Origin of the sequence: Flavobacterium sp., from assembly GCF_035456085.1 — a bacterium.
GTDB lineage: Bacteria > Bacteroidota > Bacteroidia > Flavobacteriales > Flavobacteriaceae > Flavobacterium.
This window is the reverse complement of the sequence record NZ_DATIDY010000109.1, coordinates 1-25269: the sequence shown is the minus strand read 5'-3', so window position 1 is coordinate 25269 and position 25269 is coordinate 1. Positions and strand designations below refer to the sequence as shown.

The following is a 25269-nucleotide window of genomic DNA, read 5'->3' as shown; positions in this document are numbered from 1 at the left end:
ATTCTATGTTTCGGATTGTCCAATTATCTAATTTTCAAATTTTCAAATCATCTAATTAAATTCGTCTTTCCAGTCCAGCGTAGTAATTTTCGAAATTTTATTTTCATTATTCATCGTCACGCGAAGCTCTTTGTTGGCTTTTGCATAATCAAATAGCGCTTTAAACCGGTAAATATTGGTGTTGTCTGTTTTGTTAGGAACCATTTCTACAAATTCAAGATCCTTAAAATGGCCATATTTCAAACTATATTTTGCCCCAATTTCCTTGACTCTTTTTTCGGTAGAATTGGCAATTACCTTGTCTGTAGCTTCATCCTTGGTATATGGATTAAATTTTGACGTATTGCAAGTAAGCAAGAGTCTCTTTCCAAGATCATAAGCTTTGTTTTTCTGAGCTTCATCGATTGGTTTCAACTCGGTTGCCTCAACGCTTTTGCCAATAACTTTACCATTTACTTTTTTTGTTTTGCAGCTACAAATAATTAATAAACAGCTTAATAGGATTATTTTTTTCATAGTTTTTAAAAGTTTATATAAAAATAACGAAATTTTCATATCTAAATTATCAAAAGTCATACTTAATCATTTTTATGTGCCTAATCCCGCTTTCCACTACAAATCCTCGTTCTGGCAACCATTCCACTACGCCTGTAAAGGAGCTTCCGTTGGTCGCTCTTTACAGGCAAGTGTCATTGGCTGCCAGCACTCCGGGTTTTTCGCTACAATCGGGGGCAGTAAGTACGGTTTTTAAGATTTATTCCTCATTGTAATTTAGAAAATGGCCCTGATTCAATTTTAGTAATTGGTTGATTTTTAATTGCAATCGCAGCATTAATTTTTAAAAAGAAATCTATTAAATTTTAGTTAAATTAACCTGTTTAGAAAATGAAATTTTACGTAAAAACTTAAATTTGAGAGAACTATAAAAAAAAACAACTATGAAAAGAAATGCTACCGCAGTTTGGAAAGGTTCCCTAAAAGAAGGCGCTGGAGTGCTAACCACCCAAAGTAAAATATTAGATAATACTCAATATTCTTTCAAATCCCGATTTGAAGAAGGAATAGGTACCAATCCCGAAGAGCTAGTTGCGGCCGCACATGCTGGCTGTTTTACAATGCAACTTACTGCTTTTATTGGCGAAACAGACGCAGTTATAGAAAGTATCGAAACAAAATGCGATATCAGTTTAGTTGAAGGAACAATTAATAGTTCTCAATTGACTGTGACTGCTAAAATTCAAGGAATTTCAAACGAAAAGTTTCAGGAATTAGTTACCAAAGCAGAAAATAACTGCCCAATTTCGAAGTTGTTCAATACCGAAATTTCTTCAACGGCAACTTTGGTTTAAAATTTTGTTTAACCGCAATGTTTGCAAAAAAAAACGCAATGAACACAAAAGCTTTGTTTTCATTGCGTAATACTTCGAGAACCTTGCGGTTAAATTTTCTGATTATGATTTTCTTTTAATCAATTCATAATTCACAATCGATAAAAAGTAAAAAATACTATCTGCAGCAATTTTTCCCAAAACAATTCCAATTAAATAATTTCCTGTTTTTATCGGCATCCAATACATGCAAAACGGTCTAATAAAAAGGAAATCCAAAACCGCAGGATAACCAAATTCCAAAAACAAATTCCGAATCAAAATCAGAATCTCGTTTAAGCTAACGTTTTTATTGCTGTCTTTGTTTAGAGCTGCTTTGATTTTATAAGATCTATAAATCATTACGCAGTAAAAAGCAAAATATTCAGAAAACGTAATCGAATAAGCAGTTGTAACTTCGCTAAAAATTCTGCTGAATTGAGAGCTTATTAACACAGCGCTAGTAGCCGCCAATTCGGAATATTTATACCGATCAAACCACTCTTTAAAATTTGATTTATTGAACATTTTTACTTTTTATTCTTTTAAAGGCACTTAAAATTTGCTAATTATTATAACTGATTTTCCAGATTTGTTCTGATTAATTTTCTAGATGGCGGTCGCAAATACCACGAAAGTACCGCCAAACCAACAATTATCAATGGTGTAACAACGTGAAATATAGAACTGTTAACTGCGATATGTGAAATTGATGCTCCTGTCATTGCAAAAAATACACCTGCATAAGCCCATTCTTTCAGTAAAGGATATCTTGGAATTAAGATCGCAATAATTGCCAGTGTTTTCCAAAAACCAATAATTGATATGAAATAAGTTGGATACCCAAGTGGAGCAAATCCATCTACTATTTCTTTAACTTGAAATAATTGTCCAACGCCACCAATCAGACAAAAACAAAGTAATCCTGTGATGATCCAATACAAATTTGTTCTTCTTTTTTCCATGATTTTTATTTTAATTTAGTTAGTATTTCTTCTAATTTATCGTGTGCCATGTTCAATCCGTAGGCAAAAGGCATTTTTAATTGTTGCTCTCTGTGTACAATAGATTTGTAAATAATTTGAATGTTCAATTTACTTTTTTCTTCGCTTATTTTTTCAAATTCTAAAAATTCAAGCTGAACTCCAATTGGCATATTTTCCATTTCAAATGTCCTAGTGATTTTTTGATTAGGAACAAATTCATGAATAGTTCCATTTGCCTTAAACATCACAGTACCATTGTGCGAGGTTTCAAATTGATAACTTCCATGTTTTTTGTTGTCTAATTTTAGCACTTTTGTTCCCATCCATTGTTCTAAGAGTTCAGGCTCAGTATAAGCTTTAAAAAGCAATTCCAGAGGCAAATCAAATTCTCTAGTTATGACCAGATCTTGTTTGCCTTCTTCTGCGTTGATTTTCGTTTTTTGTTCCATTTGTGTTATTCTTTTGGTTTATAATTTTTCATTACCGTTTCTAATTTATTGAATCGATCTTCCCAAATTAGTCGGAATGGCTCAATAAAGTCGGCCACCTCTTTCATCTTTTGCGCATTGATCGAATAAGATATTTCTCTTCCGTTTTGTTCCTGTCTCAGGAGTTCGCATTCGGTGAGTATTTGCAAATGTTTGGAAACTGTTGGTCTTGCGGTGTCAAAATTTGAGGCAATCGCGCCAGCAGTCATCGATTGTGTAGCGACCAACAGCAGAATTGATCTTCTAGTTGGATCTGCTAAAGCCTGAAATACATCTCTTCTTAAAATCATTGTGTAGTTATTTGACTTCAAATATAAGAGTAGTTATTTAACTACGCAATTTTTTTAACTATTTTTTGATTTAAAAAGTGAACTATTTTTTTTGTAAACTATTGATTTATAGGTAAAAAAAATAATCCTAACTGTTTTTAAAAACTTGTTAGGATTATTGTCTATAGTCTGCAGACTAAAATCTGCTTACTTTTTTTGTTACCAAAGTTGATGCACTTGCGGTTTGATATATTGATCGTAAATAGCATTCATAGCTGCTATTTTTTCTGGCGTCAATTTTGGTAAATCATATACAGAAAGATTCGAAAGAACATGACTTTCGTTTGAAGCACCTGGAATAATACAGCTAATTTCATTAAAACTCAAAATCCATTGTAAAGCGATTGGCGCTAAATTGGTAGTTTCTGGAAAAAGAGCTTTTAAAGCTTCAACAGCTTGTAGACCTAATTCATAATTTATACCTGAGAAAGTTTCACCTTTATCAAAAGCGGCTCCTTCACGATTAAAATTTCTATGATCTTGGGCGCCAAAAGTAGTGTTAACATCAAATTTTCCAGTCAATAATCCGCTGGCTAACGGAACTCTGGTGATAATTCCGATGTCTTTTTTCTGAGCTTCCTTGAAGAATAATTCGGCTGGACGCTGACGAAAAAGATTGAATATAATTTGAACTGTCGTAACATTTGAATATTCAATTGCTTTTAATCCTTCTTCGACTTTTTCAACACTTACTCCTAAGTTTAAAATTTTTCCTTGCTCTTTCAAGCGATCAAACATTTCGAAAATTTCCGGTCTGTAATATACTTCAGTAGGAGGACAGTGCAGCTGAATAAGATCGATGGTTTCCAATCCCATTCTTTTTAAACTGTCTTCAACATATTTCTGCAACACTTTAGGTTGATATCCTTCATTAATATGCGGATTGATATGTCTACCACATTTTGTTGCAATATAAATCCTTTCAGAACGAGAACGGACAACTCTTCCAACGGCGGTTTCGCTCAATCCGTTTTCATAAACATCTGCAGTATCAATAAAATTAACTCCATTGTCAATTGCGGTATTGATTAGTTCATCAGCGGTTTTGTCGTTAAATGGTGAACCCCATTTTCCACCAACTTGCCAGGTTCCAAGAGCTATTTCTGAAATATTAAAATTGGTTTTTCCTAATTTGCGATAGTTCATATTTTTAAAGTTTCTGAGTTTCTAAGATTCTAAGCTACTAAGTTTTTTTAAAGGTTGTAAGATTTGATTATCTAGATTTTAAAGTTAGAAACTTAGAATCTTAGCAACTCAGAATCTTAGCATCTTTTTTTAGTCAAATAAATCTGAAGACAAATAACGATCTCCGCGGTCACAGATTATGGCTACAACCACACCTGATTCTAATTGATTAGCGATTTTTACAGCAACAGCAACAGATCCTCCGCTGCTCATTCCTGCAAAAATTCCTTCTTCTTTGGCTAACCTTTTAGTCATTTCGCGAGCTTCTTCTTCGCTAATATCTACAGTAATATCCACTTTTGAGGCATCAAAAATTTTAGGTAAATATTCCTGAGGCCACTTTCTAATTCCTGGAATTTGTGATCCATCACTAGGCTGTGCACCCACGATTTGAATATTCGGATTTTTCTCTTTCAAGTAAGTTGAAGTTCCTATAATAGTTCCAGTAGTTCCCATTGCCGAAACAAAGTGGGTTATTGTCCCATCGGTATCATTCCAGATTTCAGGACCTGTAGTTTTGTAGTGTGCTTTCCAGTTATCGTCATTAGCAAACTGATTCAACATTACATAACCACCTTCAGCAACTTTTTTATCAGCATAATCTCTTGAACCAATTATTCCTTCGCTTGCAGGAGTTTGAATAACTGTTGCACCATAAGCCTGCATTGTTAATGTACGCTCGATAGTTGAATCTTCAGGCAATACCAATTCGATTTCGATGTTGAATAATTTAGCGATCATTGCCAAAGCAATTCCTGTGTTACCACTAGTTGCTTCAATAAGTTTGTCCCCTTTTTTGATGTCTCCTCTTTCAACTGCAGAAGCGATCATGTTATAAGCAGCACGATCTTTTACACTTCCTCCAGGATTATCACCTTCAAGCTTTAATAAAAGTTTTACGTTTTTATTTGTAACCAAACTAGTGGTTTCTACCAATGGAGTATTTCCAATTAATTCGACTAATTTAAAGGTCTTCATTTATTTTTTTTCTTTTATTTTAACTTCGGTTGTGGTTGTGTTTAGTACAATTGAATCATGAGGAATTGATCGGGTTACCCATGAATTTCCTCCAACAACACTGTTTTTTCCAATAACGGTATTGCCTCCTAATATAGTTGCATTAGCATAAATGCATACATTTTTTTCTACGGTTGGATGCCTTTTTGAGTTTTTCATTTCTTTGCTTACGCTCAAAGCTCCTAAAGTTACTCCTTGGTATATTTTTACATTTTTTTCGATAACGGTGGTTTCTCCAATTACAATTCCTGTCGCGTGATCGATGAAGAAAGGTGAAGCAATCTTTGCGCCCGCATGAATGTCAGTTCCTGTAATGCGGTGAGCATATTCACTCATTAATCTTGAAAAAAGCAATAAATCGAGTAAATATAATTCATGACTTAATCTGTAAATGGCGATGGCATAAAAACCGGGATAGGCAAGATAAATTTCTTCGACACTGTTTGAAGCGGGGTCATTTTCTAAAATGTATAAAGCGTCTCTGTTTAAGTTTTCAAGTACACTAGGAAGCTTTTCCAAAAAATTATTCCAAGTGCTGTCACATAAGGTCAAAGGTTTTTTGCACGCAATTGAAGCTATTTCTTTAAATTGTTTTTCTAATTCATCAATGCTTTCATTTAATGGAGCATTAGAATCAAATAAAGTGTAAAATAATTTTTCAGTAAAAGCTTCTGTTTTGGTTTTAATACTGTAATTTATGGTAAAATCACTTTTTAATGCATTAATATTTTGAACAATCAGATCTTTGGTCATGATTATGAAATTGTATTGTTATTTATGAAGAGGTAAAAGTAAGGCGTTTTTTAGAAAATATAACAACGATTGTCCAAAGAATTAGGTCGAACAAAAAGGATTTGAAAGATATAACATAATCGTTTCTTTTTGGTAATTATATCACATCAAATGTAAGGTTTAATGATTGAATTCATAATCACATAACCTTCATTATTTGGATGAACGCCATCATTTGTATAAATAGATTTCATTGCTTTTTGCTCGTTCGTCATAGCTGAATAAAAATCAACATACGCAATATTATTTGCTGTAGCATATTGAAGAATCATAGCATTCAATGTTTCAATTTTTTCAGCAGGTTCTATTCCTTTTCGCCAAGGATAATGAGAAGCGGGTAGGATAGAGGATAAAATGGGTTTTATATTATTTGATTTAGCTAATTCACACATCGATATTAGATTTCCAAGAATAGTTTCTAATGCCGTAGGTCCTGTATTTCCTGCGATGTCATTGGTTCCTGCTAAAATAACAACCTTCTCTGGTTTGAGTTCAATTACATCGTGTCTAAAACGAACGAGCATTTGGGAGGTTGTCTGCCCATTTATTCCTCTGTTAATATATTTTTTATTATTAAAGAATTCTGGGTTGTTAGTTTTCCAATTCCCTATTATGGAATCTCCAAAAAACACAATTCTGTTTTCTTCAAAAGGCAAAGCTTTAATGTGGGTATTTTCGTCTTTGTATTTGTTTAGATATGCCCAATCAGGGTTTTTTATTTTTTGGTCCATAATAAATGCAAATTGAAGAAGTATTTTATAAAAACGTATTTTCAAAAATAAAGCTAATTTGCTACATATGGGTAGACATTAGAAATTTTAAAAATTAATCTGTGGGAAATTTAAATTTATCTTTTAATTAAAGTTAAAAACCAAATTCGAGCAGTTCTTCAGGGTTTTCAATGCAATTTTCAATATCGTTGATGAATAAGTCTATTTGTTCTTTGGTTACGTTTGGCATACAAATAACATGCGAGATATCCCTTTCTGTGGCTAATTGCCATTTTAACTTAATTTCATCTGCAATTTTTGGAAAAACAACAGTAATGGAATTTGGATTTCTCCAAGCCATTATTCCGATATCTTTCAACCTTTTTTCGCAATATTCCGCTACTTCCAAGCTGTGTAAATAACGGTTTTTAAGTCCATCAACTCCCAATTTTTTTAGAGTATACCATAAAAACAGAGGGCAATGACCATTTCTAGAGCCGGTAATGGTAGTATCTAATGATCCAGTGTATGAAATCCCTTTTGAGATGCGGTCACGATTGGAACGCTTCGTAATAATAACTCCACACGGAATTGGCGATCCTATAAATTTATGTCCACTAATAGAAATACTATCAGCACCATCTTTAAAGTCAAATGGTAATCTAGGTTCCATAAATGCTCCGTAACTTCCTGACAGAGCGGCATCACAGTGAATGTAACTGTCTTGTATGGCTAAATTTTTTAAAATATCTCTGATTTTTGAAACATCATCTTTAGCTTCTTTCATCGTTGTGCCAAAAGTAGTAAGCACAATCGCGGGTTTATGACGGTTCATTTTAACGGTATTCTCAAAATCGGTATAATCAATTTCGCCATTTTCTTGGGAACGAATAACGATGCTTGGAATATTAAGCAAATGAATGTTTTTGCGAACACTATAATGGGTTGATTCAGAATAATAAACCATTGCTTTTGGATATAGTTCGCGAGCCAGATATAATCCGTATAAATTACTTTCGGACCCACCATTGGTTACGTAACCCCAATAGTCTTTGGGATTGGCACGAAATAATTTAGCGAAAAAACCAACAACTTCTCTTTCGAGTTCGTGAGTTTGTACTTTATAAGTGCAATTTTCGAAAGGATCACCTAGATTATTAATTGGATATTTTAGGAAATGATTAATTTCTGAATAGTCAAAATCTTTGGATACTGGATATCCTAAAAAATTATTACGGGCATTTTCCAAATATTGTTCTAATTCAAATAACGTTTGATTGTCGAGTTCGGATAATGATTTTGAGCGGATTTCCATGACACTTGATTTTACTGTAAATGTAGTTTTTGTAATTTAAAAATCTGTGTATGAATCATTATTCAATATATAATTCTAAATTTGGCTTGAAATTAAGTTTTTTAGTATTGAATTAATTACTTGTAATTTTTAAAACCATATAATTATTCTGAAATGGACGCTATTGATAAAAAAATATTGATGCTTTTGCAAAAAGACGCAAAACAAAATACCAAAGAAATTGCTGAGAAAGTAGGATTATCTGTTTCTCCTACTTTTGAGAGAATTAAAAAATTGGAGCAAAAGAAATACATCAAAGGGTATGTTGCTTTATTGGATGCTACCAAAATCGGGAAATCAATAAGTGTGTATTGTCAGGTTACTTTGGCGGTACATTCCAGAGAATTAATAGATGAATTTAAGCAACAGATTTCTACATTGCAAGAAGTAACAGGCTGTTTTCATGTTTCGGGGAATTATGATTTTTTATTAAAAGTTGCTGTCAATGATATGAATGAATATCAAAAGTTTATTATCGAAAAATTATCGGTTATTAAGGGGATTTCGAATGTGCAGAGTTCTTTTGTAATGGAAGAAATTAAAAATGACTTTGCTTATAATTTGTAAACCTTTTTTGTGTGAAGGATAGAAACGGCATCTCCCGATTTAGAAAAACAAGGCTTTTTTGCCGTAGTTTTTGTTAATTGGGAATATAGTGGATAGCCTGACCTTGTTGCTTTCGAGAAGTGATTGTTTACTGAAAATTTTCTGCAACAAGGACACACCCAAATAAAAAACCGACTTGCTTTCACAAATCGGTTGACTTTTTTTGATTTTATTTTATTCGAATAAACCTTCGATGCTCAGATAACGTTCTCCTGTGTCATAGCAAAAAGTAAGCACTTTTGAACCAGCTGGAATTTCTTTTAGTTTTTTGGCAACTGCAGCTAATGAAGCTCCTGATGAAACCCCAAGAAGAATTCCTTCTTCTTTCGCAGCTCTTTGTGCATATTCGTAGGCTTCATCTTTGGTTACTTGTATAGTTCCGTCAAGGATTTCAGTATGTAGATTTGTTGGAATAAAACCGGCTCCAATCCCTTGAATAGGATGAGGAGATGGTGCTCCACCGCTAATAACAGCTGATACTTCGGGCTCAACAGCAAATACTTTTATATTTGGAAAATGTTGTTTTAGTACTTCGGCACAGCCTGTAATATGTCCGCCAGTTCCCACTCCAGTAATTAAATAATCTAAACCATTTGGAAAAGCCTGAATGATTTCCTGAGCGGTGGTGGTTTTGTGAATATCGATATTAGATTGGTTTTCAAACTGAAGCGGTGACCAGGAATTAGGAATTTCGCTAAGTAATTCCTGAGCTTTTTCTAAAGAACCTTTCATGCCTTTTTCACGGGGAGTAAGAACAAATTCTGCTCCATAAATACTCATTAAACGACGTCTTTCTACAGACATAGAATCCGGCATTACTAGAATTAATTTATAACCTTTTACAGCTGCGACCATTGCTAATCCAATTCCTGTATTTCCCGAAGTTGCTTCAATTATTGTACTTCCTTTTTGAATTAGTCCTTTTTGCTCTGCATCTTCAATCATCGATAAAGCAATTCTATCTTTGATACTTGCTCCAGGGTTTGTTTTCTCCAGTTTTACCCAAACATTGGCATCAGCCCCATATAATTTATTTATTTTAACATGTGGTGTATTGCCAATAGTTTCTAATATGTTATTGTGTATCATAATAATTGTATTTTATTCCAGTAAATATAGACCTAAAATTGGAGTTTTCAAAGCTATATTTTCGATAATCCTATAAATATTGTAGAGGTAAGGGCCATAGAAACACTCTGATTTTGGAAATAGAATTTCATTTCAAAAGAAAACCCCATTTTAAAAAAAATGGGGTTGAAATGTGCCTTTGAAAAGATTTATATATTTTAAAACAAATCCGATTTTAAAACAGCTCCACTACTTGCATTCGTAACTAAACTTCTGTATTGACCAAGCCATCTTGATGTTAATTCCTTTTTTACAGGAATAAATTCTGCTCTTCTTTTAGCAATTTCTTCGTCAGTTAAATTCACAGACAAAATATATTGATCCACGTCAATATGGATTTCGTCACCATCTTTTAGTAATCCAATCATACCACCTTCGGCAGCCTCAGGACTTACGTGACCGATACTTGCTCCACGAGTTGCACCGCTAAATCTACCATCGGTAATTAATGCTACACTAGCTCCTAAGCCCATTCCCATAATCAACGAAGTAGGGGCTAACATTTCTTGCATTCCCGGACCACCTTTTGGACCTTCGTATCTGATGACAACTACGTTTCCAGCTTTTACTTTTCCGCTTGTAATTCCGTCAACAGCTTCTTGTTGCCCATCAAAACAAACTGCAGTTCCAGTGAAAACTCTGTCTCCAGTAATTCCGGCAGTTTTGATTACCGCACCTTGTTCGGCTAAATTTCCATACAAAACAGCCAAACCACCTACTTTTGAATACGGATTATCGATTGTGTGAATGATGTTTGTGTCTTTGATATAAGCATCTTTTATTTTTTCAAAAACGGTTTCACCACTAATGGTAAGGTTTTCTAATAATATATCGTCACCTCTTTTTGTCATTTCTTTCATTACGGCATTTACACCACCAGCTCGGTTAATGTCTTCCATGTGAACAGTTGACAAACTTGGAGAAATTTTTGCGATATGAGAAACTTTTTTAGAGATACTGTTAATGTCTTCAAGGTTGAAGTTAACATTGGCCTCTTTAGCAATTGCCAACATGTGTAAAACGGTGTTAGAACTTCCACCCATCGCCATATCTACTGCAAATGCATTTTTGACAGCGTTTTCATTTAAGATATTTTGAAGTTTGAATTTTTCAGTCAATGCTTTGTCTTTGGCAATTTCGCAGATTCTTCTGGCAGCAGCTCTGTAAAGTTCTTCTCGTTCTTTTGTAAGTGCCAAAATTGTTCCGTTTCCAGGCAATGCGATTCCCATAGCTTCCATAAGAGTATTCATGGAATTTGCTGTAAACATTCCAGAACAGCTTCCGCCACTAGGACAAGCGTTGCATTCGATATCTTTTAACTCTTCCTCGTTCATTTCGCCCGCTTCGAATTTTCCAACAGCTTCAAAAGCAGTGGCAAGGTCAATCGGCACACCATCTTTGGTATGTCCTTTTTTCATAGGTCCACCACTTACGAATATAGTAGGGACATCAACACGTAAGGCACCCATAATCATTCCAGGTACAATTTTGTCACAGTTTGGAATGGCGATCATAGCGTCTAATTTATGAGCATTCATTACCGTTTCAATTGAATTAGCGATTAATTCTCTTGAAGGCAATGAAAACAACATTCCATCATGTCCCATTGCAATTCCGTCATCCACACCAATAGTGTTGAATTCAAACGGAACACATCCATTTGCTTTAATTTCTTCTTTTATAATTTTGGCAACTCTGTCTAAAAAAAAGTGTCCAGGGATAATTTCAATAAATGAATTGGCAACTCCAATAAATGGTTTGTCAAAATCTTCATCAACTAATCCTGTGGCTCTAAATAATGATCTATGCGGAGCTCTTTGGTATCCTTTTTTTACTTCATCACTTCTCATGCTATAATTGTGTTTTTAGTTATTTTACTTGTATTTTTTTAAGACAGTTGCCTTTTAAATTTTTTTTGCAAAAATACATATAATCACTGGGGGATGAAACAGTAAATGGTGTCCAAAATCTGAATTATTAAAAATATAACATTTTAAAGCTGAACGTTTATTTTTAAAAAGATTCAAAAAAAAATCCGCTTTGTTTTGCACAAAACGGATTTTAAATTGTTTTATATTCATCGTAGAGATACACTGCAGTGTGTCTTCACACCGTGTATTCTGCGGGTTTAATTTATTATAAATGGATTACTTCACCGTAAGCATCTGCAACAGCTTCCATAACCGCTTCACTCATTGTTGGGTGAGGGTGGATAGATTTTAGGATTTCGTGTCCAGTAGTTTCTAATTTACGAGCAACAACTGCTTCAGCAATCATATCAGTAACACCAGCACCAATCATGTGACAACCTAACCACTCGCCATATTTTGCATCAAAAATTACTTTTACAAATCCATCAGCATTTCCGGCAGCTTTAGCTTTTCCAGAAGCTGAGAATGGGAATTTACCAATTTTTAATTCGTATCCTTTTTCCTTTGCTTGTTTTTCAGTTAAACCAACAGAAGCAATTTCTGGAGTAGCATAAGTACAACCAGGAACATTTCCGTAATCGATTGGTTCAACATGTAAACCTGCAATTTTTTCTACACAGTTGATTCCTTCAGCAGAAGCTACGTGAGCCAAAGCCTGACCAGGAGTTACGTCACCAATTGCATAATATCCAGGGATGTTTGTTGCATTGAAAGCGTTTACTAAGATTTTATCTCTGTCAACAGCGATTCCAACTTCTTCCAATCCGATGTTTTCGATATTAGTTTTGATTCCAACAGCTGATAATAAGATGTCAGCTTCAAGAACTTCTTCTCCTTTTGCAGTTTTAACAAATGCTTTTACACCAGCACCTGCAGTATCAATACGTTCTACAGAAGAGTTAGTCATGATTTTGATTCCAGATTTTTTCAAAGAACGCTCAAATTGTTTTGAGATATCTTCGTCTTCAACAGGAACTACATTTGGCATAAATTCAACGATAGTTACATCAGTTCCCATAGAGTTATAGAAATGAGCAAACTCAACTCCAATTGCTCCAGAACCAACAATAATCATAGATTTTGGTTGATTTGGCAATGTCATTGCCTGACGGTATCCAATTACTTTAACACCATCTTGTGGTAAATTTGGCAACTCACGAGAACGAGCACCAGTAGCGATAATGATGTGATCAGCACTGTATTCAGTAACTTTTCCGTCTTTATCAGTAACGTCAAGTTTTTTTCCAGCTTTTAATTTTCCAAAACCTTCAATAACGTCAATTTTATTTTTTTTCATCAAGAACTGAACACCTTTGCTCATTCCTTCAGCAACACCTCTACTTCTGCCAATAACAGCTGAGAAATCTTTATCAAATTCATTTACAGTTAGTCCGTAATCTGAAGCATGTTTTAAGTAATCAAAAACCTGAGCAGATTTTAATAATGCTTTGGTTGGGATACATCCCCAGTTTAAACACACACCGCCTAGGTTTTCTTTTTCAACTACAGCAACTTTAAATCCTAATTGAGAGGCTCTAATTGCTGTAACATATCCTCCAGGTCCACTTCCTAAAACTATAATATCGTATTTCATTTCAAAGTTTTTTATTTGTTTTTTATTAGTGAAATGCAGTCGCTTACGCTCGTGCTATTTTTGTATTTGTTAATTAATTAATAAAAATGGAACATGAAAAACACATTTCATTTTAAAGATTATTTGTAATACTAAATTGAGATTGCGAATTTAATGATTTATTTGATTATTGAAAAATTTAGCAGGTACAAAGTTTTGTTAGATTTTATGTTTATTCTAAGTTCAATTGTTAATTTTTAGGAGCAGAAAAATAAGGTATTTCAGGAGATATGGTTTCCTGCTATCCGTTCCAATCTTATGGACTGAACCCCAGTCCATAAGGATTTTCACTGCTATCAGGGCTAGGAGGAGAGATTTGTAATTATTTGGCAAAGAAAAAAAAGACCTAACAGATTTTAAAATTTGTTAGGTCTAATTCAAAAACTTTAATTCTTTATAATTTATAAAATAGTATCTGAATTTGAAGTACTAAATTGAGAATCATACAAGTTTTTGTAATACCCTTTTTCTTGATTAATTAGTTCCTGATGTGTTCCTTGTTCTACAATATGGCCTTTGTCCATAACAACAATTTTATCAGCATTGACAATAGTTGCCAAACGATGTGCAATAACAATTGATGTTCTTCCTTTGGTAATAGTTTCGGTTGCACGCTGAATTAATTCTTCAGAATACGTATCGATAGATGAGGTCGCTTCGTCCAAAATAAGAATACTCGGATTACTCACATAAGCTCTTAAAAAAGCAATCAATTGACGTTGCCCTGAAGACAACATTACACCGCGTTCTTTTACATCAAAATCATAATTATCAGGCAAGCTCATAATGAAATCATGAACACCAATTTTTTGAGCAGCATTGATTATTTGTTCTCTGGTAATTTCAGGATTATTAAGCGTTATATTATTGTAAATGGTATCTGCAAACAGAAAAACATCTTGCAATACTACTGCAATTTGTTTTCGCAAAGAACTTAAAGTGTAATTCTCAATATTGTGGTTATCAATGAATATTGAACCACTATTAATTTCATAAAAACGATTCAATAAATTGATAATTGTTGATTTTCCAGCTCCAGTAGAACCAACAATAGCGATCGTTTGACCAGCTTTTACTTCAAGATTAATTCCTTTTATTACTTCTTCGTTCGGGATATAACCAAAATGAATATCTTCAAAACGAATATCCCCATCAAATAATGGTGCTTCAATAGTTCCTGTGTCTTGAATTTGATCTTGAGTGTCCAAAATATCAAAAACACGATTGGCAGCAATCATTCCCAATTGCATCTCGTTGAATTTATCCGCAATTTGACGCAAAGGATTAAATAACATTCCGATAAACATCGTATATGAAAATAAATCTCCAAAAGTGGTGAATTTATCCCCATCCAAAATGTGAAATCCTCCGTATAAGACAATAAAACCAAGTGTCAATGACGAAATAATATCAGCAATAGGAAAGAAAATGGAGTTGTATAAAATAGTCTTTATCCATGCTTTATTGTGTTTGTCATTGATGACTTTGAATTTTTCTGCTTCAATATCTTCGCGATGAAATAGCTGAACAATTTTCATACCCGTTACCCTTTCTTGTACAAAAGAGTTCATGTTAGCAATTTGAGTTCGTACTTCTTCAAAAGCGACTTGCATCTTTTTTTGAAAAATTCGGGTGATAAAAACCAAAATTGGCATTGCAACAATTACGATCCATGTCAATTTCCAGTTCATGTAAAACATAAAAATAAGCACAACCAGCATTTTCATCAAATCGCTTATAATCATAAATAATCCCTGGCTAAAAATACGAGCAATCGCTTCAATATCAGATACTGAACGAGTTACCAATTGACCAACAGGAACGAGGTCGAAATATTTCATTCTGAAACTCAAAATGTGTTTGAATAATTTTATCCGAATGTCTTTTACAATATCTTGTCCTAGCCAGTTTGCCCAATATACAAAGAAAAATTGTGCCAAAACCTCAAGAATTAGAACAACCCCCATCAAGGAAATGTAAATCAATAAACCAGTTTGGTCTTTCGGCTGAATATAACTGTCGACTGTCTGTTTTAATAAATAAGGGCGAAGCGCTGCAAATATTGATAATGAAATAGCAAATGCAATTACACCATTAAAACGCAATTGGTAGGGTTTTGTATATTTTAATATTCTTTTAAATAATCGGGTGTCAAATGCTTTTGCTTCCATTTTTATTTTTTAGGATTTTATCCTGATGTTTTTTCAAAAATCAATGTCAATATCAAAAATAATGCTCTTTCTTTCTTAGTATTTACTTCTTTGTATTTAATACATTCTTCTATAAATAATCATATTCTATCTTCGTCAAATACAATCCATGCGCAGGAACCGAGAAACCAGCTTTTTCTCTGTTTTTGCTTTCAATAATTTTTTCGAAATCTTCTAATGTAATTTTGTGCAAGCCAATATTAATTAGAGTTCCCACAATTGATCGAACCATATTTCTCAAAAAACGATTGGCCGAAATAGTGAAAATCAATTTGTCATTTTCTTGCATCCAATGCGCTTCAAATATACTACAATCAAAGGTATTTACATCTGTGTTTACTTTTGAAAAACATTGAAAATCGGTATGTTTTAGTAACAAACTTGCCGCTTCATTCATTAAATCCAAATCCAATTTTTGATGAAAATACCAGCTTTGTTCCTGAAGAAAAGCATCTTTAAATGTATTGATGTGGTATTCATAGGTTCTTTTCGTGGCATCAAAACGGGTATGAGCATCATCGGCTACAGGAAAAATATCGTAAATAACTATGTCTTTTGGTAAAAAAGAATTGAGTTTGTGTATTAAAATTGGTGAGTCTAAGATTGTATCAAAATCAAAATGAGCATACATTTCTTTGGCATGAACTCCTGTATCTGTTCTTCCTGCACCCATCAAATTAATCTCTGAGTTAAGAATAATCGAAAAAGCTTTGTTCAGCGTTTCCTGAACAGAAGGAGCGTTGGGTTGTATTTGCCAACCGTTATATTTTGTGCCATTGTAAGCTAATTTTATAAAATATCTCAAGGTGTAAATTCATAAGTTTTGAGGTCCAAAGGTACAAAGATTTCTTTTGAAGTTTCTAAGAATCTAAGTTGCTAAGAAACTAAGATTTGTACCAAATCTAATCCCTCGCGAATGTATAGAGAAATGATTCAATTTATTTTCAAATAAACAAAAGCAAGCTTAGTATCTTAGCAACTTAGAATCTCAGTTACTTTTAATAAAATGAAAAAAATTCTTCTTCTTTCCGATACTCATAGTCATATTGATGATACTATTTTAAAATATGTAAATCAGGCCGATGAGGTTTGGCATGCTGGCGATATTGGAGATTTGGCTGTGACCGACACAATAAAATCCTTGAAGCCATTGCGCTGTGTATATGGTAATATTGATGATGCTAAAGCACGTTTGGAATTTCCTTTACACAATCGTTTTTTCTGTGAAGGAGTGGATGTTTGGATCACTCATATTGGTGGTTATCCAGGGAAATACAATCCAGCTTTGAAGGATGAAATGGCAAAAAATCCACCAAAATTGTTTATTTGTGGACATTCGCATATTTTAAAAGTGATTTTTGATAAAAAGAATAATTTGCTTCACATGAATCCTGGTGCTGCCGGGAAAAGCGGTTTTCATCAAGTAAGGACAATGCTCCGTTTTGTCATTGATGGTGATGCTATTAAGGATTTGGAAATTATTGAAATTGATAAGAAAAATTAAAAGTTTAAAAGTGTATAGACTAAAAAAAAATAAGGTTTAAAGCTGTTAATCACAACAACTTTAAACCTTAAACAATATTAAACTTTTAAACCCTAAAGTTTACGTTCTAACAAAGCCATATAAAATCCGTCAAAACCAGATTCTGAAGCTAATATTTTATGTTCTTTTATAAAGTTAAATTGTTTACCAATATCTGTAGTCAGGAAACGAGCGACTTGTTCTTGATTTTCTGAAGGTAAAATGGAACAAGTAGCATAAACTAATTTTCCACCTGGTTTTACAATTTTTGAGTAACTTTCCAATACTTCCGATTGCACTTTACGGATGTTATCGATAAATTCTGGCTGTAATTTCCATTTAGAATCTGGGTTTCTTTTTAGGACTCCCAAACCACTACAAGGAGCGTCAATTAAAACTCTATCGGCTCTTTCATGAAGTTTTTTGATCACTTTAGTTGAGTCAATAATACGGTATTCAATATTGAAAGCACCGTCTCTTTTGGCTCTAAGTTTTAATTGTTTTAATTTGCTTTCGTACAAATCCATCGCAATTAATTGTCCTTTATTTTCCATCAAAGAAGCAATGTGCAACGTTTTTCCTCCAGCTCCCGCGCAAGTATCTACAACTCTCATCCCTGGTTTTACATCAAGGAAATGAGCAACTAATTGTGAATTGGCATCTTGAACCTCAAAAAATCCTTGTTTGAATGCATCAGTCAGAAAAACATTAGCTCTTTCTTTCAAAACCAAAGCATCAGGCTGATCTTTTAAGAATTCAGTTTCGATGTTCAAATCCATCAAAATTGCTCTTAGTTTTTCTTTGGTAGTTTTGAGTGTGTTTACTCTCAAGATTACTTTGGCAGGTTGATTTTGAGCAGCAATTTCGGTAGCCCAAATTTTTTCGCCAAGTTCTTTTACACCCAATTCATCCATCCAGTCAGGAATAGATTCTTTTAGTGCTCTTACTTTTGAAAGTTCATCAAAACGTCCTTTAATTTTTCGTTCTGGAGTTCCTTCTAATTGTCTCCAATCTGGAATTGGATAACCTCTTAATACAGCCCAAACAGCAAACATTCTCCAAAGATTGTCTCTGTCGTACGGTTCTTTTACTTCTGCAATTTCAGCGTATAATCTTTTCCAACGAACTATTTCGTAGATGGTTTCTGCAACAAATTTTCTATCGGAACTTCCCCAGCGTTTGTCTTTTTTTAGGGATCTTGCTACTACTTTATCGGCATATTCTCCTTCATTAAAAATAGCATTAAGGGCGTCGATAGTTGTATAAACTAAATTTCTGTGTAATCTCATTTTGAATAATTGAAGTGCAAAGGTACTATTTATTGATTAAAACCAAATTTTAAATTTTAATCAAAAAAAAACACTGCTCGTAAACAGTGTTTTTTTTGAATTATTTTTCGGCTTTAACAAAAACTCTCGTTAGTCCAATATTCTCTGGTGCATGGAGTACCATTGGGAATTTTTCTATTTTTACAGAACTGCTGTCTAATCCGAAAGCACTTTCTTCTGATAAACTTAGTTTTTTAATTAAGAAGTAAGAGTTCATGATTAATTTTTCATGCCATAATAAATCGCTGTCCGGAGATAAAAATTTCTCCGATAATACGAATTTGAAATCTCCGATAATGTTGTTTTTGTTAAGAGATTCATATCTACTCGTAATATCAACTTCACCATTTTTTACCATATCACGAATTACTTCTCTAAACATTAGGTTTATTTTAGTAGGCTCTCTAAATCCTAAATTAAAATCAACTCTGTATAAATCGTCTTTAAGAATTTCTCGTACTTTATATTCTGTTTTATAAGGTTCAGACATAATGTTTACGTGCACAAACCAATAAATATCGGCTCTTTTTGGTCTTTTTTGCAGAATAGAAAACATCACTTTTTCTTCTATTTCGTCAGTACGATTGGCATTAGTCATATAAACCAAATGGGTAGCGTACTTTGGAATAGATAAATCGGCGCTTAACTCGCTAAGTACTTTTTTGTAGTCATCAATTTTAACAACTTTAGTATAGCTTTTGTTAATTTGTTTGGCTCTGTACCAGATTGTCATTACGGCAATAAGTATCATTGCTATAAAAAGAGTTACGTAACCACCTTCGGCAAATTTAGTAATGTTTGCAGCAAGAAAACTTATTTCAATACTAAGGTAAATTGTGATTAATGGAACGAAAAAATACCATTTTACCCGCTTCATTATCAAATAGAAATTTAGTAATACGGTTGTCATTATCATACATAGAATAATGGCTAAACCATAGGCATGTTCCATATTACTAGATTTTTCAAAATGCAATACGATTCCAATACAACCAGCCAGAAGTAACCAGTTTATAGAAGGAATATATAATTGACCTTTAAGTTCAGTTGGATATTTGATTCTAACTTTTGGCCAAAAACTCAATCGCATGGCCTCATTAATTAAAGTAAAAGAACCAGAGATAAGAGCTTGGGATGCAATTACAGCAGCAACCGTTGCAATAACGATTCCAAAAGGTTTGAACCATTCTGGCATTATCAGATAAAAGGGATTGGCAAAATCACCTCCAAGTGCTTGTAATGTAGTCCCTTCGTGATGAGTTAAATAAGCTGCTTGGCCAAAATAGTTTAAAACCAAAGCCAATTTTACAAAAATCCAACTTATTCTAATGTTTTTTCTTCCACAATGTCCCATGTCTGAGTATAGTGCCTCAGCTCCAGTTGTACAAAGGAAAACAAGTCCCAAAACGAAAAATCCTTCAGGATGGATACTTAATAAGTGGTATGCATAATAGGGATTGACTGCCTTAAAAACCTCTGGATGCAAAGTGATTTGGTTAATTCCCACAACGGCAAGCATAATAAACCAAATAAACATCATTGGAGCGAAAAACCTTCCAACTAATTTGGTTCCAAATTGTTGAATGGTGAATAAGACTACCAGAATCCCAATGACGATTGGCACAGTATTTATATGCGGGAAATAACTTCTCATTCCTTCTACGGCAGACGATACTGAAATGGGAGGAGTAATGATTCCGTCAGCAAGCAAGGCGCTTCCTCCTATAATAGCGGGGACGATAAGCCACTTTATCTTTGTTTTTTTAACCAGGGCATATAAGGCAAAAATTCCCCCTTCCCCATGATTGTCAGCGCTTAATGTGATGACTACGTACTTGATTGTAGTTTGAAGTGTTAGTGTCCAAAATACACAAGAGACACCTCCTAAAACAACATCAGCATTAATAACATATTCGCCAAGTATGGCTTTCATTACATATAATGGAGAAGTTCCGATGTCTCCATAAATAATTCCCAAAGAAATTAATAAACCGCCTAAAGTCAATTTGCTATGGAGGTCTTTGTGCGTTGCGCTCATCTAATATTTATATAAAAACTCGACAAATTTACTATTTTTCAATAATAAAATTGGACTTATTTATTAAAATAATAAAAGAGGCCTAATATGTTAATATTAGACCTCTTTATATTTTGTATATATTTTTAAATCCTTCTATTGTTGCCTCTTGAAGCATAATCATTACCTCTGTGAGATTCAGATCTTTGAGAGCTGTTTTCTCTTGGAGCACTGCTTCTATTTTGCGAATAATCTCTTTGAGGTTGTTCTCTTTGAATATTATTTTCTCTAGGAGAGTCGTTTCTGTTTTGAGAATAGTCTCCTTGAGGTTGTGCTCTTTGAATATTATTATCTCTAGAAGAATTATTCATATTTTGTGAATACTCTTTCGGAGCATACTTTTCTCTTGAACTATTTGATCTGCCTTGTGAATAATCTCTCTGATTTACATTTCTTTGATCATTATCAACTCTTGAATAACCTCTGTTTTGATTATTATTGGTTTTGTATTCTATTATTTGTTTATTATTCGCTCTTGAATAATCCGATCTGTTTGGACTATATTCTCTTGATGAATTATAATTTCTATTATTTGCGTTATTTCTTGAATAAGCAATTTCATTTCTGTTGCCATTAGTATTACTGTATCTTCTTTGATTCATTTCGTAATGGTTTGTATAATTGCTATTTCTTCTTGAAAAAGCATATTCTGGGTGTCTTCTTTCATAACCATTGCAGCTGTAAGAGGTATAAATCGCTGGTGCACGGTAACATTTTCTGTAATTTACATAAGTGTATGTATTACGATAATTTACACAACCATAAACATTTTGTCTATATCTGTATACAGGATAAGGATTCCAGGCAACATAGAAAGTTGGGTATAAATTCCATGTGAAAGTTGAATAATATGGTCTGTAATAAGTTGTCCAAAATGATGCATAAATTTGTGGGGTTAAGCAATATTGTGGTTCGTAAATATAATTTTGTCCATAAATAAACGCATTTCCAACAATTTGAATTGAAATTTTGTTACTTCTGTCTTTTTCAACCTCAATTGTAGCAACATCTTGGTATAAGTCACGACCAAGTATTGATTGTATAACGATTACGTGTGTATAGTTTTCTACAGATTCTATTACTCTTAAATAATCAACTTGATTATCATTATTTAAGTCTAAATTTGATATTTGAAGTTTTGGATCATTTAAACGTCTTTCAAAATCACTTAAGTTTTGAGACTCACCAAAAATAGACGATACCGCTGTTAAATCAAGGTTATCGCTTATATCAGAGTTCATCGCACTTACAGTTGTTCTATTTTGAGCACTTATTTGAAAGGCAAAAATGATAGCGAATATTGTGGCTAATTGTAATTTGGTATTCATGGCTTTTAATTTTAATGGTTATATTATTATGTTTACAACAACTGTGCCAGAAATGTGTGGTATTTGCAATATATCTTAAATAAAATTACATATACGTTTAAAAATATCTCGATATGATGAAGAAAGTGTTATATAGTTTGTTGTTTTTTAGTGGGTTACATTTTGTAGCTGCCCAAGTATTAAATAAAAATAAAATTGTTTCAGCAGGTTTTAATTCTGTTCAGATCGATACACTTTTTCAGGACAAAATAAGTATCAGGGCAATTGTGATTGATAAAGACAATGTTTGGTATGCTGCAGATAAAAATCGGTTTGGTTTTTATGATTTGAAAAGCAAAAGAAAATTCGAAAATATAATCGTTGAAGATTCTTTAAAATTAGAATTTAGAAGTATAGCTAAAACCAATAATTATATATATGTATTGAGTGTTGCCAATCCTGGTTTATTGTATCAAATCAGTAAAAATGGAAGAAATTATAAATTGGTTTATAAGGAAAAAGGCGAAAAGGTTTTTTATGATAGTATGCAATTTTGGAACGATAAAGAAGGAATTGCAATTGGTGATCCTTTGACCGATCGATTATGTATCTTAAAAACTCTTGATGGCGGCTTCACATGGAATAAAATTCCTGAAAGTAAATTGCCTAAAATTTTTGATGGTGAAGCTCATTTTGCTGCAAGCAATACTAATATTATCATAAAAGGTGATAATACTTGGATTGTTTCTGGTGGAAAAAAAGCGAGAGTTTTTTATTCACAAGATAAAGGAAATTCATGGAGTATTTATGAAACGCCAATTGTACAAGGCGGAAAAATGACTGGAATATTTACAGCTGATTTTTATGATGCTAAAAATGGCTTTGTAGCTGGAGGAAATTATGAGGTTTTAAATCAAAATTTTGGAAACAAAGCGATCACCCGTGATGGAGGAAAAACTTGGAAACTTATTGCCGATAATGAAGCTTTTGGATATGCTTCTTGTGTTCAATATGTTCCTAAAAGTAATGGTAAAGGAATTGTAGTTGTTGGAGCTTCAGGATTATATTATTCGTCAAATGGTGGTGAAAATTGGACACAATTTAGTAGCGATTCAAGTTTATACACGATCAGATTTATCAATGAAACTATTGCAATTGCTGCAGGTCGTGATAAAATGATTAGTATTCGTTTTAAATAAAAAAAGTTTCATTTGTAAATCAATTACAAATGAAACTTTTTAGAATTAATAACAATTAATTATTTTGAACCTTTATCTTTATATTGTTGCAAAAGCTTTCTGTTGAAATCTTCCTCAGCTTTTTTTAATTTCAATATTTTAACAGATGGTAAAACTTCTTTTAAATTACCCATAAATTTTTTTCTAAGGCTGTATAAATCATCTTCATTATCCTGAATCTGATCCAATAGAACACTTGCTTCTTTCTCCGATATTTTATCAAGATTATCACCTTGCATTTTTTTGAAATAGCTTTTCATTTTTTGATGTCTTAATTCAAATTGTTTGTCATCAAAAGTGTTATAAAGTGGCCAGAATTTCTCAGCCTCGCTAGATGTAAGATCTAGTTCGGTGGTCAGAAAAGCTACTTTCATTGCTTTAATTTTCTCTTTTTTATCTTTAAAATTGTCGCTTTGACCATAAAAATTAAATGATAAAAACAGAAAAAGTATGGGGTAGAGTCTTTTTAAATCCATGTTTTTTATTTTTTGTAATATTTTCATTTTTTGAATTTTGAGTTTAATTTTCAATTACAAGATTTTCTATATTTGGGTTCGAAGCTAGCATATCTTCTAATGTTTGAGTTCCTATTTCTTTGGTATCCAGAATAAGAATATCACTCTCTGGATCAATTTCGCTTATTATTTCGTCCTGATTAGGATGGCCTTCTTCAGTTAAATAATTTTCGATAGTTTTTGAATCGAGATCTTTATTTTCTGAGTGGGATTGATATAACATCGGTATCATTAGAGCAAGCGTAAGGACTGCGGCAACAGCCAATAATACTCTTTTTCTTTTCCTAAAAATTGAGATCACTTTAGATTCTTTTGCAATTGGTTCATTAGACAATTTATCTAGTACTTTTGCTTGGAAATTTTCAAAGTAATTATCCGGGGTTTTAAACCCAGATTCTATTTTTGGATGGTTATCTAATTTAAATGATGTCATGATATTGTGTTTTAATGAAATAGATATTGGATAACTTTTTTACTTTTTGAAGTTATCAATATTCAATATTATAATTTCATATGCATGTTGGACTATATTGTGTTAAAAAGGTTTAATTGGCTGTTACAAAAGCTTCTATTTTTTTTACGGCATGATGATAAGAAGCTTTGAGCGCACCAACAGATGTACCTACTATTTCTGATATTTCTTCGTATTTTAAATCTTCAAAATATTTCATTTTAAAGACTAATTGTTGTTTTTCAGGTAACTCGGCAATTGCTTTTTGTAATTTGATCTGAATATCATCGCCATCAAAATAAATGTCGGCTTTCAAATTATCTATTGTTTTACTTTGTAATTCAGCCGATGAAATACCGCTTTTTTTTGCTTTTTGATTTAAAAAGGTCAAAGCTTCATTGGTTGCAATGCGATACATCCAAGTGAATAATTTACTTTCGCCTTTAAAATTTTTTAAATTTTGAAATACTTTTATAAATGTGTTTTGCAAAACGTCATTAGCATCATCATGACTCAAAACAATGTTTCGAACATGATTATATAAGGGTTTTTGATAGTCTTGCATGAGTTTTTGAAACGCTTCATTCTGCGTTTTTGGGTTCAATAGACTAAAAATGTATTCCTTTTCGTCTTGCAATTTGTAATTTTTTAGAGTTTAGATGCAAATAAATAGAAAAGGTTTAATCTCAATTTTTAAAAAAATTAAAACTCGGATTTTTCTTCTGGTTTGACTGTACTTGGAGTAAACTTTGTATCTTCTTTTGTTACTTTTTTAGGAGTAGGGTTTGAAGTTGTTTTGGGAGTTGTACTTTGAGTTGGAGTTTTTTGAGTTGAAGTAGTTTGAGTTGAAGTAGTTTGAGTTGGAGTTGCTATTGCTGTTGCTGTTGGAGCAACAGGAGTTGTAATTCCTTCTTTAGGTTTTATCGGAAAATATATTTCTGTAAGCCATTTGGAAGGGCTTACACTTTCATTATTACCTATCGTGAATATTTCTAAATGCGAAAAAGTAGTGCCAGTTTTAATGTTTTTGGCAGTTGTATAAGCATTAGTTTCTGCCAGAGCTTTGCTTTTATAAGCGTAATTTCCAGTTAAACT

At 32.9% G+C, this 25269-nt stretch carries 26 protein-coding genes and 1 pseudogene; 5 read left to right on the top strand and 22 right to left on the bottom strand.

Going from position 1 to position 25269, the window contains the following annotated elements:
- Window positions 1–51: 51 nt before the first annotated feature.
- Window positions 52–516, bottom strand: a complete 465-nt coding sequence (locus VLC96_RS08490) for a hypothetical protein (RefSeq protein ID WP_325262101.1) — start codon at window positions 514–516, stop codon at window positions 52–54.
- A gap of 74 nt (window positions 517–590) precedes the next feature.
- Between VLC96_RS08490 and VLC96_RS08485 the strand changes: the two genes are divergently transcribed.
- Together VLC96_RS08485 and VLC96_RS08480 are read left to right on the top strand one after the other, a co-directional pair.
- Window positions 591–770, top strand: a complete 180-nt coding sequence (locus tag VLC96_RS08485) for a hypothetical protein (protein WP_325262100.1) — start codon at window positions 591–593, stop codon at window positions 768–770.
- Window positions 771–938: 168 nt separating this feature from the next.
- Window positions 939–1349: an OsmC family peroxiredoxin gene (locus VLC96_RS08480; RefSeq protein WP_325262099.1), complete on the top strand. Its 411-nt coding sequence runs from the start codon at window positions 939–941 to the stop codon at window positions 1347–1349.
- 102 nt (window positions 1350–1451) lie between these two features.
- Here the strand turns inward: VLC96_RS08480 and VLC96_RS08475 are convergent, their stop codons facing one another.
- The 9 genes from VLC96_RS08475 to VLC96_RS08435 form a co-directional block, all read right to left on the bottom strand.
- Window positions 1452–1895, bottom strand: a complete 444-nt coding sequence (locus VLC96_RS08475; RefSeq protein ID WP_325262098.1) for a hypothetical protein — start codon at window positions 1893–1895, stop codon at window positions 1452–1454.
- Between the two features lie 44 nt (window positions 1896–1939).
- Complete coding sequence (locus tag VLC96_RS08470) at window positions 1940–2332, bottom strand: DoxX family protein (protein ID WP_325262096.1); 393 nt, start codon at window positions 2330–2332, stop codon at window positions 1940–1942.
- Window positions 2333–2337: 5 nt separating this feature from the next.
- A complete protein-coding gene (locus VLC96_RS08465; RefSeq protein ID WP_325262094.1) occupies window positions 2338–2802 on the bottom strand; it encodes an SRPBCC family protein in 465 nt (154 codons plus the stop codon).
- Between the two features lie 5 nt (window positions 2803–2807).
- On the bottom strand, window positions 2808–3131 hold the full coding sequence (locus VLC96_RS08460) for an ArsR/SmtB family transcription factor (RefSeq protein ID WP_325262092.1): 324 nt from the start codon (window positions 3129–3131) through the stop codon (window positions 2808–2810).
- 198 nt (window positions 3132–3329) lie between these two features.
- A complete protein-coding gene (locus tag VLC96_RS08455; RefSeq protein WP_325262090.1) occupies window positions 3330–4316 on the bottom strand; it encodes an aldo/keto reductase in 987 nt (328 codons plus the stop codon).
- Window positions 4317–4445: 129 nt separating this feature from the next.
- Window positions 4446–5333 carry a cysteine synthase CysM gene (gene cysM, locus VLC96_RS08450; protein WP_325262088.1) on the bottom strand — a complete coding sequence of 296 codons (888 nt, stop codon included), beginning with the start codon at window positions 5331–5333 and terminating at the stop codon, window positions 4446–4448.
- Window positions 5334–6125 (bottom strand): serine O-acetyltransferase EpsC, encoded by a 792-nt coding sequence (gene epsC / locus VLC96_RS08445; RefSeq protein WP_325262085.1) that lies wholly within the window; start codon window positions 6123–6125, stop codon window positions 5334–5336.
- A 146-nt stretch (window positions 6126–6271) separates the two neighbouring features.
- A complete protein-coding gene (locus tag VLC96_RS08440) occupies window positions 6272–6895 on the bottom strand; it encodes an SGNH/GDSL hydrolase family protein (protein WP_325262083.1) in 624 nt (207 codons plus the stop codon).
- 133 nt (window positions 6896–7028) lie between these two features.
- Window positions 7029–8189: a histidine decarboxylase gene (locus VLC96_RS08435; protein WP_325262081.1), complete on the bottom strand. Its 1161-nt coding sequence runs from the start codon at window positions 8187–8189 to the stop codon at window positions 7029–7031.
- 153 nt (window positions 8190–8342) lie between these two features.
- Here VLC96_RS08435 and VLC96_RS08430 point away from each other — a divergent pair, with 153 nt between their 5' ends.
- Window positions 8343–8795 carry an Lrp/AsnC family transcriptional regulator gene (locus VLC96_RS08430; protein WP_325262080.1) on the top strand — a complete coding sequence of 151 codons (453 nt, stop codon included), beginning with the start codon at window positions 8343–8345 and terminating at the stop codon, window positions 8793–8795.
- A 213-nt stretch (window positions 8796–9008) separates the two neighbouring features.
- Here the strand turns inward: VLC96_RS08430 and cysK are convergent, their stop codons facing one another.
- The 5 genes from cysK to truA all read right to left on the bottom strand — a co-directional run bounded on the left by cysK (window position 9009) and on the right by truA (window position 16541).
- Window positions 9009–9923 carry a cysteine synthase A gene (cysK, locus tag VLC96_RS08425; protein ID WP_325262078.1) on the bottom strand — a complete coding sequence of 305 codons (915 nt, stop codon included), beginning with the start codon at window positions 9921–9923 and terminating at the stop codon, window positions 9009–9011.
- A gap of 197 nt (window positions 9924–10120) precedes the next feature.
- The gene (ilvD, locus tag VLC96_RS08420; protein WP_325262076.1) at window positions 10121–11812 is read right to left on the bottom strand and encodes a dihydroxy-acid dehydratase; all 1692 of its coding nucleotides are present in this window, start codon (window positions 11810–11812) and stop codon (window positions 10121–10123) included.
- A gap of 286 nt (window positions 11813–12098) precedes the next feature.
- Window positions 12099–13487, bottom strand: coding sequence for a dihydrolipoyl dehydrogenase (gene lpdA, locus VLC96_RS08415; protein WP_325262075.1), 1389 nt, complete (start codon window positions 13485–13487; stop codon window positions 12099–12101).
- 440 nt (window positions 13488–13927) lie between these two features.
- Window positions 13928–15697 (bottom strand): ABC transporter ATP-binding protein, encoded by a 1770-nt coding sequence (locus VLC96_RS08410; RefSeq protein WP_325262073.1) that lies wholly within the window; start codon window positions 15695–15697, stop codon window positions 13928–13930.
- A 109-nt stretch (window positions 15698–15806) separates the two neighbouring features.
- Window positions 15807–16541 carry a tRNA pseudouridine(38-40) synthase TruA gene (truA, locus tag VLC96_RS08405; protein WP_325262071.1) on the bottom strand — a complete coding sequence of 245 codons (735 nt, stop codon included), beginning with the start codon at window positions 16539–16541 and terminating at the stop codon, window positions 15807–15809.
- Between the two features lie 201 nt (window positions 16542–16742).
- On the opposite strand from truA, the gene VLC96_RS08400 reads away from it, so the two are divergent.
- On the top strand, window positions 16743–17240 hold the full coding sequence (locus VLC96_RS08400; protein ID WP_325262070.1) for a metallophosphoesterase family protein: 498 nt from the start codon (window positions 16743–16745) through the stop codon (window positions 17238–17240).
- 92 nt (window positions 17241–17332) lie between these two features.
- Here VLC96_RS08400 and VLC96_RS08395 read toward each other — a convergent pair whose 3' ends face one another.
- The 3 genes from VLC96_RS08395 to VLC96_RS08385 all read right to left on the bottom strand — a co-directional run bounded on the left by VLC96_RS08395 (window position 17333) and on the right by VLC96_RS08385 (window position 21991).
- Entirely contained in the window at window positions 17333–18547 is a 1215-nt protein-coding gene (locus VLC96_RS08395; RefSeq protein WP_325262068.1) for an RsmB/NOP family class I SAM-dependent RNA methyltransferase, read from the bottom strand.
- Window positions 18548–18647: 100 nt separating this feature from the next.
- Complete coding sequence (locus VLC96_RS08390; protein WP_325262066.1) at window positions 18648–20624, bottom strand: KUP/HAK/KT family potassium transporter; 1977 nt, start codon at window positions 20622–20624, stop codon at window positions 18648–18650.
- A 125-nt stretch (window positions 20625–20749) separates the two neighbouring features.
- Window positions 20750–21991, bottom strand: a complete 1242-nt coding sequence (locus tag VLC96_RS08385; RefSeq protein WP_325262065.1) for a hypothetical protein — start codon at window positions 21989–21991, stop codon at window positions 20750–20752.
- Between the two features lie 113 nt (window positions 21992–22104).
- Here VLC96_RS08385 and VLC96_RS08380 point away from each other — a divergent pair, with 113 nt between their 5' ends.
- Window positions 22105–23169, top strand: a complete 1065-nt coding sequence (locus VLC96_RS08380; protein ID WP_325262063.1) for a WD40/YVTN/BNR-like repeat-containing protein — start codon at window positions 22105–22107, stop codon at window positions 23167–23169.
- Window positions 23170–23228: 59 nt separating this feature from the next.
- Here the strand turns inward: VLC96_RS08380 and VLC96_RS08375 are convergent, their stop codons facing one another.
- The 4 genes and pseudogenes from VLC96_RS08375 to VLC96_RS08360 form a co-directional block, all read right to left on the bottom strand.
- The gene (locus VLC96_RS08375) at window positions 23229–23711 is read right to left on the bottom strand and encodes a sensor of ECF-type sigma factor (RefSeq protein WP_325262061.1); all 483 of its coding nucleotides are present in this window, start codon (window positions 23709–23711) and stop codon (window positions 23229–23231) included.
- A gap of 16 nt (window positions 23712–23727) precedes the next feature.
- Complete coding sequence (locus VLC96_RS08370) at window positions 23728–24156, bottom strand: hypothetical protein (protein ID WP_325262060.1); 429 nt, start codon at window positions 24154–24156, stop codon at window positions 23728–23730.
- A 112-nt stretch (window positions 24157–24268) separates the two neighbouring features.
- On the bottom strand, window positions 24269–24811 hold the full coding sequence (locus VLC96_RS08365; RefSeq protein WP_325262059.1) for an RNA polymerase sigma factor: 543 nt from the start codon (window positions 24809–24811) through the stop codon (window positions 24269–24271).
- Window positions 24812–24876: 65 nt separating this feature from the next.
- Window positions 24877–25269 (bottom strand): annotated as a pseudogene (locus tag VLC96_RS08360) (hypothetical protein); the annotation flags it as partial.

Coding starts and splice junctions, on each gene's coding strand:
- VLC96_RS08380 (WP_325262063.1), top strand. CDS start 22,105: ATGATGAAGAAAGTGTTATATAGTTTGTTGTTTTTTAGTGGGTTACAT.
- VLC96_RS08465 (WP_325262094.1), bottom strand. CDS start 2,802: ATGGAACAAAAAACGAAAATCAACGCAGAAGAAGGCAAACAAGATCTG.
- VLC96_RS08390 (WP_325262066.1), bottom strand. CDS start 20,624: ATGAGCGCAACGCACAAAGACCTCCATAGCAAATTGACTTTAGGCGGT.
- VLC96_RS08370 (WP_325262060.1), bottom strand. CDS start 24,156: ATGACATCATTTAAATTAGATAACCATCCAAAAATAGAATCTGGGTTT.
- VLC96_RS08410 (WP_325262073.1), bottom strand. CDS start 15,697: ATGGAAGCAAAAGCATTTGACACCCGATTATTTAAAAGAATATTAAAA.
- epsC (WP_325262085.1), bottom strand. CDS start 6,125: ATGACCAAAGATCTGATTGTTCAAAATATTAATGCATTAAAAAGTGAT.
- VLC96_RS08440 (WP_325262083.1), bottom strand. CDS start 6,895: ATGGACCAAAAAATAAAAAACCCTGATTGGGCATATCTAAACAAATAC.
- cysK (WP_325262078.1), bottom strand. CDS start 9,923: ATGATACACAATAACATATTAGAAACTATTGGCAATACACCACATGTT.
- VLC96_RS08395 (WP_325262068.1), bottom strand. CDS start 18,547: ATGAGATTACACAGAAATTTAGTTTATACAACTATCGACGCCCTTAAT.
- VLC96_RS08400 (WP_325262070.1), top strand. CDS start 16,743: ATGAAAAAAATTCTTCTTCTTTCCGATACTCATAGTCATATTGATGAT.
- VLC96_RS08375 (WP_325262061.1), bottom strand. CDS start 23,711: ATGAAAATATTACAAAAAATAAAAAACATGGATTTAAAAAGACTCTAC.
- VLC96_RS08385 (WP_325262065.1), bottom strand. CDS start 21,991: ATGAATACCAAATTACAATTAGCCACAATATTCGCTATCATTTTTGCC.
- VLC96_RS08470 (WP_325262096.1), bottom strand. CDS start 2,332: ATGGAAAAAAGAAGAACAAATTTGTATTGGATCATCACAGGATTACTT.
- VLC96_RS08490 (WP_325262101.1), bottom strand. CDS start 516: ATGAAAAAAATAATCCTATTAAGCTGTTTATTAATTATTTGTAGCTGC.
- VLC96_RS08480 (WP_325262099.1), top strand. CDS start 939: ATGAAAAGAAATGCTACCGCAGTTTGGAAAGGTTCCCTAAAAGAAGGC.
- VLC96_RS08485 (WP_325262100.1), top strand. CDS start 591: ATGTGCCTAATCCCGCTTTCCACTACAAATCCTCGTTCTGGCAACCAT.
- VLC96_RS08460 (WP_325262092.1), bottom strand. CDS start 3,131: ATGATTTTAAGAAGAGATGTATTTCAGGCTTTAGCAGATCCAACTAGA.
- cysM (WP_325262088.1), bottom strand. CDS start 5,333: ATGAAGACCTTTAAATTAGTCGAATTAATTGGAAATACTCCATTGGTA.
- VLC96_RS08435 (WP_325262081.1), bottom strand. CDS start 8,189: ATGGAAATCCGCTCAAAATCATTATCCGAACTCGACAATCAAACGTTA.
- lpdA (WP_325262075.1), bottom strand. CDS start 13,487: ATGAAATACGATATTATAGTTTTAGGAAGTGGACCTGGAGGATATGTT.
- VLC96_RS08455 (WP_325262090.1), bottom strand. CDS start 4,316: ATGAACTATCGCAAATTAGGAAAAACCAATTTTAATATTTCAGAAATA.
- VLC96_RS08475 (WP_325262098.1), bottom strand. CDS start 1,895: ATGTTCAATAAATCAAATTTTAAAGAGTGGTTTGATCGGTATAAATAT.
- VLC96_RS08430 (WP_325262080.1), top strand. CDS start 8,343: ATGGACGCTATTGATAAAAAAATATTGATGCTTTTGCAAAAAGACGCA.
- ilvD (WP_325262076.1), bottom strand. CDS start 11,812: ATGAGAAGTGATGAAGTAAAAAAAGGATACCAAAGAGCTCCGCATAGA.